Below are 10,900 nucleotides of genomic sequence, written 5' to 3'. Positions count from 1 at the left end.
AAACCATATTGACCTGGGAAGAAATAATGGGCGCAAAACCCACTGTTCACGAAACCGTTTCACCTCAACAAACCGGGGCTACAAAACAGCAACCCCGGTCAGCCCTCAACTCATAACCGCCGCCCCTCCCACCGGCACCCTAACCCCACCCGCCGCCATCTCAAACAACCCATCCACCCGCGCACTCTCCACCGCGCTCGGCTTGATCACCACCGCGCACACCACAAAGATCGTCGCATTCACCACCAGCCCGACGATCCCGCTGGTCAGCGAACCCAACGCCGGAATGTCGTCCGGGTACAGCGTGGTCAGCACAATTGCCACCACGATCCCGGCGAGCATCCCGGCGATTGCGCCTTCCTTGTTGCCTCGGCGGCTGAAGATGCCGAAGAACAACGGCACGGCCAATTGGATGATGCCTTGATAGGAGATCTGCGCCAGCAATTGCAGGCGGCTGTAGTCGAACGTCAGGTAGGCGAGTACGGAAGCGGCGACGATGAACACCACCATGCCGGCCTTGGCCAGTACGGTCAGTTGGCGATCGGTGCGCGGCGTGTTCCAGGTGGCTAGGTCATTGGCGAATTGGGTACCGCAGACCTGTACGCAGCCGTCGACGTGGCCGATGCTCGCTGCCAGCACGATGACGATAGCCAGCGCCAGCAACCACGGCCCGCCGATGTCGAACAACGAGAGGAACCAGCCTTGTTGTGGGTGGGCGAGGACGTTGGGGTCTTGGCTGATGGCGGCGGCGAACAGCATGAGAATGCCGTAGAAGCCGCCCACCAACAGCATGGTGTACAGCGTGCCTTTTTTCACCGAGCGCACGCCGCTGGCGGTGTAGATGCGCTGGAAACTCATCGGCCAGCACATCGAGCCGATTACGCCGGTGAAGATCAGGCTGAACATGTACATCGGCCCGTAACCGGTGCCGGCGCCGCCGGGGATCAGCAGCATTTTCTCCGGCAGTTGCGACAGGTTGGTGAATGCCGCCGGGTGGCCGAAGAGCAGGAACACGCAGACGCCGGCGCACACCACGTAGGCAATCAGGCCCTGGTACATGTCGGTCATGATCAGCCCGCGCATGCCCATACTGACGGTCCAGTATTGGCGGATCAGCACCACCGCCACGCCGGCGAACAAGCAGGCGGTGACGCCCCAGCGCCCGAAGCTGGCGAACTGAAACAGCATCGCCAGGGCCTGGATGCCCATCACTACCCACGGAAACACCGAGATGATGCCGATGATCGACGCCACACGCTTGACCACCGGGCTGTTGAAGCGCATGCCCAGCAAGTCGGGCTGGGTGCGCAGGTTGAAGCGTTTGCCCCAGGTCCAGGCGCGGCGGGCCATCAGGTACATGGCGGTGACGCCGAGGGTCGAATAGACCATGCCGTAGAACCCCAAGGCGCCGCCGACGCTGAGGGCAAAAAATGCGGTAAAGGTCGAGCCCGGCCACCAGGAGTTGGTGTAACACATGGCGATGTACCACGGCCCATAGGAGCGCCCGCCGACGGCGTAGTCGGAAAAGCTGGTGCTCTCGCGGTTGGTGGCATAGAGCACGGCGATCATCCCGGCCAGGAACAGCCCGATCACGCCGAACGTAATGAACAGATGGGCATCGCTAAGGGTGCTGATCATCACACGCCCTCCTCTTCGGGAATTTCACCGGCCTTGAGCTCGGCGACATACAGCGCCCACACGCCAAGGGCGGCGAGCACCGCAATGGCGATCCAGTAGAAGATCGGCAGCGGAATGCCCACGACCAAGGCGGTGCTGCCGCTGACGCTCAAATAGAACGGCGGGAACAACGCGAGCATCAACAACAGGAAAAAGTAGGCGCCGAAGATCTGGTTTCTCAGGCGTGCGGGTGGCGCAGTATCGGATTTCATGACGAGGGGTGCTCCTTGAATTTCTGGATCGGTTTGTTATGTGATCAATCAAAAATCAAGCAGTGAAACGTCAGCGCAAGCGGGCGCCAAAGGGGTTGCCGGTGATTCGTCGTTATTGTGCTGGCGCAGGTTCAGGCCTGTCTTAGCCAGGTTTCCCATTGCGAATCGTTGATCACGCTGCGCGCGCGCATGTGCTTCCAGGCACCGTATTTGTAGAAGTCGAAATCCAGCTGCGACACCGCGTGCTGGACCATCGCCCAGGTCGACCATTTGATGTCGGCCAAGGCCTTGTGCAATTTGATTCGCGCCAGACGCTGCGGGGTGACTTGGCCGAAATAATCTTCGATCAGCGCCAGCTCCATTTCGTCGGTAAAGAACATCTCGCCGAACCACAGCGCCAGCTCGTAATGGCGGTCGTTATTGGAGGCGTATTCGAAGTCGACCAGGCGAATCTGTCGGCGATCGTTGAGCATGAAATTGCCCGCAAGGGTGTCGTTCATGCACGGCGCCAGGTCGATGCCGGACGCCTGCAACGCGCCGCGCGCGCGGTCGCACTGACGGCGCAACCAGGCATCATCGCCGGGCGTACAGCCGTGCAGTTCTTCGACCTGGCGCTGGTGCTCGGCGATCATGTCGAACACGGTTTTGGTCTGGCACAGTGGCGACTGGTCGTTGAAGGCTTTCAGCGCATGCAGCGCGTTATGGCGCACATCGCGGTCGAGAAAATCCTGATTTGAGGAGGCCCGCCAGCCCTCCATGAACTCGAAGACTTCGACGCCGAATTCTTCGAGGAACGCAAACACCGGCGCGCCGTAGCCGGTTTGCGCAGCCTTGACGCTGGCGTCATGGGCCGTGCGCCGGTCGATAAACATCTCGGTGCCCGCGCCTGGCACTTTGAAGAAGTACGCGGTGTCGAGCCCGCTGACCTCCACGCGCCAGTTGGTGTTGGAAATTCCCCCACTGACCGGCTCGTAGCGAATCCCCGAACCACCCCAAGCAGGCACCCCGCGTACCGCTGCCTCCAGCTGGCACTCCTGGGGCGTAGAGCCCTCACCCATTGCTTTCATGCCTGCCCCTCCTGCACTTGACGTAGCCAACTTTCAAACCGTGGGTCCTGCAGACTTTGCCGACAGCGCAGCAAGGTCCATTGCCCGACCTTGGAAAACTCCAGGGGCCGCGCCGACGTCGCGCCGAACCACAGCCCCCACAAGGTCCAATGCCAATCGTTGATCAACCCATAGAGGCGGCAGCGTGCGTAATCACTTTCCCGGCACTCGCCGGCCCAGGCCTTGATGCCGTCGCGCCACTGGCTTTCAAAGGCGTACAACTCGTTGAGGCTGACGGCCACGTCATACCAGGGGTCAAAACAGCCGCCGTAGTCGAAATCGATCAATTGCAGCGCACCGCCGGGTCCGATCAGCACGTTGCTCGCCACCCCGTCGCCGTGCAACGGCACCCAGGCGCCGGGATTGAATTGCAGCGCGGTCCAGGCCAGATCAATGCAAGTCTCGATCCAGCCGTGATCGGCGGGCAACGCCACGCCATCGCGGGCGCACAGCTCACGCAAGTGCTGGATATCCTGCAGTGGCGAACGGTTGAAGCCCGGTGACAAGCCTGCATGCAGTTGGCGCTTCATGGCCCACAGCGCTTGCAGGCGCTCGGGTTGCATCAATTCATCAAGCCGTGCCCAGCGCCATTCACTGGCGGGCAAGGCGTCCAACAGCAGCACACCGGCGGCGGCATCCAACAGGCGTACGCCAGGGGTGACATCGCAATCGGCCGCCAGTTGAGTGGCACGGCCCGTGCGCTCGATGTCGATCAAGGCGCGCATGTCGTCATGCAACACCTTGGCGTAACACTGGCCCCAGGGAGCACTGAGGTGGAAGCCCGTCCACTCGGTCGCCAGGCGTACCGGCGAGGCAACGCCGGCGGTGCCGTCCTCGACCACCACGTGGGCGGACAAACCAGCGGTTTCCAGCGCGCCCATCAGGCGGGACAAGGCTTGCAGTCGGTTGGACATGGCGCCACTCATCGGTAAGCGTTCGGGGTAGAACATGCGCAGTGCAACAACGCGGTCAGCATGTGCAAGCCGGTGCGCATGTCTTTGTCCTGGGTCAGCTCCGCTTCGTTATGCGACACGCCATTGCTGCTCGGGATAAACAGCAGGCACGCCGGGTAATGACGTCCGAGGCTGATGGCGTCGTGCCCGGAGACGGTCACACTGTTGCCAATGGCCAGTCCCAGTTGTTGCCCTACGCTGTAGGCCAATTCGGCAAACCCGTGATGTAACGCGATGGGTGCTCGCAAGGCGCGGCTTTCCACTTCGTAGGACGTCGACGTCGCAGCGGCCACCGCCTTGAGACGCGTGGTCAGCCGCTCCCCGGCAATGGCCAGCAACGCGGTGTCGGGCGAGCGGTATTCCACATGCAGGGTGACGCGCGACGGCACTACGTTGGGTGAATTGGGGTAGATCTCCAGGCGCCCCACGGAGCTGTGAAAGCCCAAGCCCTGCACATCCGCCTCTGCGCGCACGGCGGTGATGGCGTGGGCCGCCGCGAGCAAGGCGTCTTTGCGGGCCGCCATTGGCGTGGGGCCGGTGTGGTTCTGTTCACCGTCAAAACGAATCCGCTGCTTCAGCGCCGCCCAGGTTTCACGCACTACGCCGATATCCAGGCGGTTACGTTCGAGGCCGTCACTCTGCTCAACATGGATTTCGACATAACCCGCCACGTCCAGATCAATCAGCCCATCACCCAAGTAACCAATGGCTTGCAGCGCGTCTTTGAGGCGAACGCCATCGCCGTCGCGGCACTCCCAGGCGTCTTGCAGCGACAGGTCACCGGTGAAGACGCTGCTGCCGATCAGGCTGGGTTGAAAGCGCGCGCCTTCCTCGTTGGTCCAGCTCACCACAGCCAAATTGCACGCGGGTAATTCGCCGCGTTCACGCAGTTGCCGCGCCAGGCTGTCGATGGCGACCGCACCGGCCAGCACCCCATAAATGCCGTCGAAACGCCCTGCACTGGGCTGGCTGTCCAGGTGCGATCCGCACAGCACGTAAGGCGCGCCGGGGTTGAAGGTGATCAGCCCGAACAGGTTGCCGATGGCGTCGACCCGCACCTCAAAACCGCGCTCACGCAGCCAGTCACTGAACAGGTCGCGCACCGCGCCGTCTTCGGCCGACGCGGCCAGGCGGTGCAAGCCGCCGGCTGGCGTGGCGCCAATGGCGGAGCTGTCACGAAACAGCGCCTCGAACGTGTCGAGGTCGGCCGCGCTGGGAGACAGCCACTCAGGGGTAAAGGATGTCGACATGGGCGTGCTCCAGGCAGGTCGCAAACTCGTCGGACGGCGGACGATTGGTGACCAGGGTGGTAATGGCGCTGAAGGGCAGCGTGTTGATAAACGTGCGATGGCCGAACTTGGCGTCGTCGGCCAAAATCACGCTGCGCAGGCTGTGTTTGGTCAGGGCTCGGCGCAACAGCGCCTCGGGCTCCTGGTAGTCCATGAACCCCAGCTCCAGGTCCACCGCGCCGATGCCCATGAAGGCGATGTCGTAGTGAAACTGGCGGACGAATTCCAGGGTGTGGGCGCCGATCAGCGCGTTGTCATTGCGGCGCACATCGCCGGGCACCACCAGCACCTGGTTGCTGCTTTGCTGGGCGATCAACTGCGCGATATCCAGCGAGTTGGTAATGATGCGCAACTGGCTGAAACCGATCAGTTGCTGGGCCAGCGCCAGGGTGGAGGTGCCGGTGTCGAGAAACAGCACCATGCCTTCACTCACCAATTTGGCCGCGCAGACGGCCATACGCGTCTTGGCCTGGGCCTTGATGCGGGTACGCACTTGCAACGGTTGTTCTTCGTTGAGGCGCGGCAGGATTGCGCCGCCATGAATGCGCCGCAATTTGCCGGCTTCTTCCAGCAGTTTGAAGTCACGGCGGATGGTTTCTTCGGAGACGAACAAGGCTTGCGCCAGGTCCGAGGCCTTGACGCGCTGGTGTTGCGTGAGCAGGAGCATGATTTCATCGAGACGCGGCTGATTCAGCATAAAAGGTGCATTCCAGGGCAAGTTCAGGCAGCCAGTATTGCGCGCCTGGCGCCCACGGCGCAGCACGGCAAACACGGCGGCGGCGTGGGGCAAAGGGCGGCATACGGGCATTGATCGGGTCACGGGTACCTCTCACTCATCAGGGTGTGAAAGGGCAGAGAGCAATACAAAGCGTTTATCCTGGGCCGGCTTCTGTCGAGCCGGCTCCGTGGTGCAATCGGTCAGGGTTTGAGCAACGGCGGCAGGTGCTGATCCCACGGCGCGATGGCTTCCACGGCAGCGCAGAATTGCAGCACCTGGGCGTCGGCAAAGCGCGGGCCGACGACCTGCAAGCCAATCGGCAGGCCGTTCGGGCTGAAGCCACAAGGCAGGCTGGCGGCCGGGTTGCCGGTGATGTTGAACGGGTAAGTGAACGGTGTCCAACGCGCCCAGGGCACCGCGCCCTCCTCGCCCGGCCAGCCTTCGGGGGCGACACGGTCGGCGGGGAATGGAAGGATCGGCAGGGTGGGCATCAGCAGTACGTCGTAGTCGGCAAACAGGGCATGTACCTGGTTGGCGAACTGCGCACGTTGTTGCACAGCCGTGAGGTAGTCACCCAGGTCGTACTCGGCAGAGCGTTTGATCAGCGCGGCAAAGCCTGGGTCCAGTTGATCGAGGCGGTCGGCCAGGGATTTGCCATAGGCAATACCGCGCCCGCCGACCCAGAGGGTTTCGAAGGTGGAAAGCGGGTCCTGCCAGTCCAGGTTCACTGTCGTGACCGTGACCGGCAACTGCTCCGCCAGGTTGTACACCGCAGCTTCCACCGTGGCGGCAATCACTGGGTCCACCGGGGTGTTGAACAGCGTCGGGCAATAGGCAACGCGCAACGGCCCCAGCGGCTGGTCGCAACGTGCCAGGCAGGATTCGGTCAGCGCCGGCAGCGCCTGGTGGTCCAATGGGTCGGGCCCGGAAAGGATGTCGAACAGCAACGCGCTATCGCGCACAGTGCGGGTAATCGGCCCCGCGTGGCTGAGCATCTCGGTGGCCGACCACGGCCAGGTCGGGATGCGCCCAAGGGTGCCTTTCATCGCGAATACCCCACAAAACGCCGCAGGAATACGCACCGAACCGCCGCCATCGGAGCCCAGCGTGCCCGGCACCATGCGGGCCGCCACGGCAATCGCCGAGCCAGAGCTCGAACCACCGCTGGTGAGCTGCGGGTTCCACGGGTTGCGACCATTGCCAAAAACGCGGGAAGTGCTGGCGCCGGTCCAGCCAAATTCGGTGGTGGCGGTTTTGCCGAGGATGATTGCTCCCGCGTCCTTGAGACGGCGAATGATCGGCGCGTCTTGGCTGGGTACATGGTCGAGGCCGGTCAATGAGCCGCGCGTTGTGCGCAGGCCGGCCGTGGAAAACAGGTCCTTGATGCCAAACGGCACGCCATGCAGCGGCCCGCGCAACTGCCCTGCCCTGGCTTGCGCAGCCAACGTGTGAGCGTGCTGCAACGCGGACTCGGCGTACACATCGCCAAACGCATTCAATGTGGGATTGTGGGTTTCGATGGCGAGCAGGCTTTGCTCGACCAGTTGCACCGGCGAGCACACGCCCTGGCGAATGGCCTCGGCGGCGTCGAATACGCCTGGCAGGGTGGACATCGAAGGATCGGCGTTCATTGAGTATCCTGGGCCAGTTGCGAAAGGGGCCGGTGGTGACGTCAATAAACGCCCGAGCGGGCGAAGCTGTCAAGTTGGATTTGTTGGTTATGTGGTTTTTGTGTATTTCTTCATCAAGTCCACGCCACCACCAACAACCCGGCGCCCAGCACCAGGCACAACGGCGAGTAAAACCAGGTGTCCAGGCGGGCAAACCGCGACCCGCTGACCTTCTTGAAAAACCCGACCAATTCCGAATCCCCGATGGCCCGGGCAAACATCACCAGGGCAATCGCGCTGATGCCCCATTGCAGTGCGCCGTGGGACACGGGCGAGAAATACAACCCGGCCCGCAGGCATACCAGCAACGCGATCGCCACCAGCCCCAGCGCGACCAGAAAGGTCCCAAGTGCCGAGGGTTTGAACGCCGGCCGTGGCCCGCGCGCGAACTCGCCGGGCAACTCGGGGATGGCGGCGAGGCTGCCGAGCTTGCCGCCGGCGGCCCAATAAAGATGCACCATGCTGATGCAGGTAAAGATTCCGACAATCCACCGTGCAACGACAAAGCTCATGGCGGGCGCTCCCTGAAATGTGCGAATGAGGATAGTCGCCCTGAGATTTTTTGTAGGCATTTCGTCGGCGGCTGATGGTAAAGTGCCGCCCCATGAAAATCGCCCGTGCCGACCGCTCGCTCATTGCCTGGATGCTCTATTGCTGCGTCCTGTTCAATGTGTTCGCGTGCAGTATCGGCCATGGGCAGATGCTGGGGATGCAGCTCAATGGCATCGGCGGTCAATTCTGTACGGTGGACCCGCGCACCCAGGCGCCCGCGTCAACCAACACCACCGATGAAAACCTGCCGACGCTGTCAAAGGCCTTCGGTTGCCCGCTGTGTTCCACCGGCGGCATGGGCCCGGCGCTCAGTTCCAGCCTGAATGTGGCGGTGTTGCCGCAACCCCACGCGCCGCCGCCGGCCGTGGTGTTGGCCGCTGACATCCCTGCCCGCTTCACCTGGCCCACGGCCAACCCGCGCGCACCTCCCGCGTTCGCCTGACTCCTTCGCTCCCTGATCTGCACCTGCCGCCCTTCCCTTTGGGGGAATACGGACGGCTGTGCGTTGTTTTCAAGCCAGGTTTTTCAGGATTCAACCATGAAACATTTACCCCTGTTGGCGGGCCTGTTCGGCTGCCTGCCTGTTTTCGGCTGGGCTATCGAGCTGGCTCCCACCACCATTGATGGCGAGCAAACCGCTGAGCCCGGCCTGTCCCTGGACCAGTCCAGCGGCATGGCGTCGCGCCTGGGTTTGAGCGTGCGGGAAACCCCGGCGTCGGTGGCCATTGCCACTCGCAACGACATCGAGCGCCACGGCGCCAAGACTTTCCGCGACGCCGCCAACACCTTGCCGGGCGTGAACGCCAGCGCGCCGCCAGGGTTTGGCGGGTTTGTGTCTTATCGCGGTTTTACCAGCAGCCAGATTACCCAGATGTTCAACGGCATCAGCGTCGCCACCGGCCTGGCGCGGCCGGTGGACGCGTGGATCTACGACCGGGTCGAACTGGTCGGCGGCCCCTCCTCCCTGATCAACGGCGCAGGCTCGGTCGGCGGCTCGCTGAACTACGTGACCAAACTGGCGACGCGCGAGGAGCAGGCTGCCGAAGGCCAGCTCACCTATGGCAGCTACGACACGGCCGGCATGGCCTTCGGCCTGAACCATGCGCTGACCGAACCGGGTGCCGAGGTACAGCATTACGCGCGCCTGGATGTGAGCCGCAACACCAACCACAGCTACATCGACCGCGACCAGCGCGACGCCTGGAGCGTGGCATTTTCCCTGCTCAGTGACTTGACCCCCAACCTGTCCCACACCCTGGCGCTGGAATACCAGGATGAACATGAAGACAGCCCCTATTGGGGCACACCGGTGCTCAACCCCAAGGCCGGTGAGTTGAAAATCGACAAACACAATCGCTTCAACAACTACAACGTCGCCGATGGCCGCTATGAACAGCGCACGATCTGGGCCCGCTCGATCATCGATTACCGGATCAACGACAGCACCACGCTGAAAAACACCCTGTATCACTTGGACAGCCAGCGTGATTACCGCAACCTGGAGACTTACCAGTACAACGCCGACAACAGCGCGGTGAACCGCTCGACCGCCTATCAGGTGCGCCATCAAGGTGAACAGAACGGCAACCAGTTCGAGCTGCGTCATGACGACAGCGTCTTCGGCCTTTCCACCACCTGGTCCGGCGGCTTTGAGTACAAGGTCAACAGCACCACCAATAACCCACTGAACGTCCCGGGCAACAGCAGGGTGGACCCGAACAGCTACAACCCGGGGCACTTTTACGACATTCCGGGGACCAAGCCGGGCTTCGTCAAGGACAAGACCAATGCAGTGACGACCAAGGCGCTGTTTGTAGAAAACCGCCTCGGGCTGACCGATAAACTTTCGCTGCTGACGGGCTTGCGCTACGACGCCATCGACCTCGATGTGACCAACCATCGCGTGGTCACGGCCACCAACCCACGGCACTTCAAGCGCAGTTGGGAGCCGGTCACCGGGCGCGTGGGCCTGACGTACCAGTTCATCCCTTCGGCCAATGTGTATGTGCAATACAGCACCGCCGCCGAGCAGCCCTCCACCACGACGCAAGTGTTCGATGTGTCCACGGGCAAACAGTGGGAAGTGGGCAGCAAGTTCGACTACCTGGACGGTCGCGGCTCGGCCACCGTCGCCGCCTATAAAATAGAACGTAAGGACTTCGCCGTCACCGACCCACTGGACCCGAACAACAGCATTCCAGTGGGCGCGCAAACGTCCAAGGGCATTGAGTTGGCCAGTTCATTGCGCATCACCCCGCGCTTGCTGGCCGAAGGTAATGTCGCCTGGGTGGATGCCGAGTACGACGACTTCAACGAGAAAACCGCCAGCGGCGCCGTGGTCTCGCGCAAAGGCAATACGCCGACCAACGTGCCCAAGCGCGTGGGCAACCTGTGGCTGACCTATGATTTTGCCGAGGACTGGCAAGGGGGCGTGGATGCGCGGTATGTGGCCCAGGTGTATGCAGACAATGCCAACACCCAGACGGTGCCGGCCTATACGCTGTTCGGGACTTTTTTGCGCTACAAGGTCGACGCGCACACCGCGGTGACGGGGCGTGTGCGTAACCTGACGAACGAGGTGTATGCCGAGTTTGCGCATGTGTCGCCGGCGTATTACCTGGGGTCACCGAGGACGTTTGAGCTGGCGATTCAGACTAAATTCTAAGCCTGAAATGCAATTAAAAATGTGGGAGCGGGCTTGCTCGCGAATACGGTGGGTCAGC

At 62.4% G+C, this 10,900-nt stretch carries 10 protein-coding genes; 2 read left to right on the top strand and 8 right to left on the bottom strand.

The genetic code is table 11. The features are described from left to right. Positions 1-105 precede the first annotated feature (105 nt). The 8 genes from WBB95_RS27035 to WBB95_RS27000 all read right to left on the bottom strand — a co-directional run bounded on the left by WBB95_RS27035 (position 106) and on the right by WBB95_RS27000 (position 8,137). Positions 106-1,638 (bottom strand): sodium:solute symporter family protein, encoded by a 1,533-nt coding sequence (locus WBB95_RS27035; protein ID WP_424490361.1) that lies wholly within the window; start codon positions 1,636-1,638, stop codon positions 106-108. Continuing rightward, on the bottom strand, positions 1,638-1,889 hold the full coding sequence (locus WBB95_RS27030) for a hypothetical protein (RefSeq protein ID WP_424490360.1): 252 nt from the start codon (positions 1,887-1,889) through the stop codon (positions 1,638-1,640). Before WBB95_RS27030 ends, WBB95_RS27035 begins: the two co-directional genes overlap by 1 nt. Before the next feature lie 131 nt (positions 1,890-2,020). Then, on the bottom strand, positions 2,021-2,956 hold the full coding sequence (locus WBB95_RS27025) for a phosphotransferase (protein ID WP_424490359.1): 936 nt from the start codon (positions 2,954-2,956) through the stop codon (positions 2,021-2,023). Further along, entirely contained in the window at positions 2,953-3,909 is a 957-nt protein-coding gene (locus WBB95_RS27020) for a phosphotransferase (RefSeq protein ID WP_424490358.1), read from the bottom strand. The genes WBB95_RS27025 and WBB95_RS27020 overlap by 4 nt, the downstream gene beginning before the upstream one ends. 8 nt (positions 3,910-3,917) lie before the next feature. Then, positions 3,918-5,198, bottom strand: a complete 1,281-nt coding sequence (locus tag WBB95_RS27015) for a Zn-dependent hydrolase (RefSeq protein ID WP_424490357.1) — start codon at positions 5,196-5,198, stop codon at positions 3,918-3,920. Continuing rightward, positions 5,176-5,934, bottom strand: coding sequence for a DeoR/GlpR family DNA-binding transcription regulator (locus WBB95_RS27010; RefSeq protein WP_424490362.1), 759 nt, complete (start codon positions 5,932-5,934; stop codon positions 5,176-5,178). The genes WBB95_RS27015 and WBB95_RS27010 overlap by 23 nt, the downstream gene beginning before the upstream one ends. A 221-nt stretch (positions 5,935-6,155) precedes the next feature. Further along, positions 6,156-7,586, bottom strand: a complete 1,431-nt coding sequence (locus WBB95_RS27005; protein WP_424490356.1) for an amidase — start codon at positions 7,584-7,586, stop codon at positions 6,156-6,158. Positions 7,587-7,699: 113 nt separating this feature from the next. Further along, positions 7,700-8,137 (bottom strand): DUF3995 domain-containing protein, encoded by a 438-nt coding sequence (locus tag WBB95_RS27000; protein WP_424490355.1) that lies wholly within the window; start codon positions 8,135-8,137, stop codon positions 7,700-7,702. A gap of 92 nt (positions 8,138-8,229) precedes the next feature. On the opposite strand from WBB95_RS27000, the gene WBB95_RS26995 reads away from it, so the two are divergent. Together WBB95_RS26995 and WBB95_RS26990 are read left to right on the top strand one after the other, a co-directional pair. Further along, positions 8,230-8,619: a DUF2946 domain-containing protein gene (locus tag WBB95_RS26995; RefSeq protein WP_424490354.1), complete on the top strand. Its 390-nt coding sequence runs from the start codon at positions 8,230-8,232 to the stop codon at positions 8,617-8,619. A 96-nt stretch (positions 8,620-8,715) separates the two neighbouring features. Next, on the top strand, positions 8,716-10,842 hold the full coding sequence (locus WBB95_RS26990; protein ID WP_424490353.1) for a TonB-dependent receptor: 2,127 nt from the start codon (positions 8,716-8,718) through the stop codon (positions 10,840-10,842). Positions 10,843-10,900 lie beyond the last annotated feature (58 nt).

Origin of the sequence: Pseudomonas sp. (assembly GCF_049645325.1) — a bacterium.
Classification (GTDB): Bacteria; Pseudomonadota; Gammaproteobacteria; order Pseudomonadales; family Pseudomonadaceae; genus Aquipseudomonas.
This window is presented reverse-complemented; position numbering and strand designations above follow the sequence as displayed.

What these genes read in the sequence shown, in the direction of transcription:
- WBB95_RS27035 (WP_424490361.1), bottom strand. Translation starts at nt 1,638, where the DNA reads ATGATCAGCACCCTTAGCGATGCCCATCTGTTCATTACGTTCGGCGTG.
- WBB95_RS27030 (WP_424490360.1), bottom strand. Translation starts at nt 1,889, where the DNA reads ATGAAATCCGATACTGCGCCACCCGCACGCCTGAGAAACCAGATCTTC.
- WBB95_RS27025 (WP_424490359.1), bottom strand. Translation starts at nt 2,956, where the DNA reads ATGAAAGCAATGGGTGAGGGCTCTACGCCCCAGGAGTGCCAGCTGGAG.
- WBB95_RS27020 (WP_424490358.1), bottom strand. Translation starts at nt 3,909, where the DNA reads ATGTCCAACCGACTGCAAGCCTTGTCCCGCCTGATGGGCGCGCTGGAA.
- WBB95_RS27015 (WP_424490357.1), bottom strand. Translation starts at nt 5,198, where the DNA reads ATGTCGACATCCTTTACCCCTGAGTGGCTGTCTCCCAGCGCGGCCGAC.
- WBB95_RS27010 (WP_424490362.1), bottom strand. Translation starts at nt 5,934, where the DNA reads ATGCTGAATCAGCCGCGTCTCGATGAAATCATGCTCCTGCTCACGCAA.
- WBB95_RS27005 (WP_424490356.1), bottom strand. Translation starts at nt 7,586, where the DNA reads ATGAACGCCGATCCTTCGATGTCCACCCTGCCAGGCGTATTCGACGCC.
- WBB95_RS27000 (WP_424490355.1), bottom strand. Translation starts at nt 8,137, where the DNA reads ATGAGCTTTGTCGTTGCACGGTGGATTGTCGGAATCTTTACCTGCATC.
- WBB95_RS26995 (WP_424490354.1), top strand. Translation starts at nt 8,230, where the DNA reads ATGAAAATCGCCCGTGCCGACCGCTCGCTCATTGCCTGGATGCTCTAT.
- WBB95_RS26990 (WP_424490353.1), top strand. Translation starts at nt 8,716, where the DNA reads ATGAAACATTTACCCCTGTTGGCGGGCCTGTTCGGCTGCCTGCCTGTT.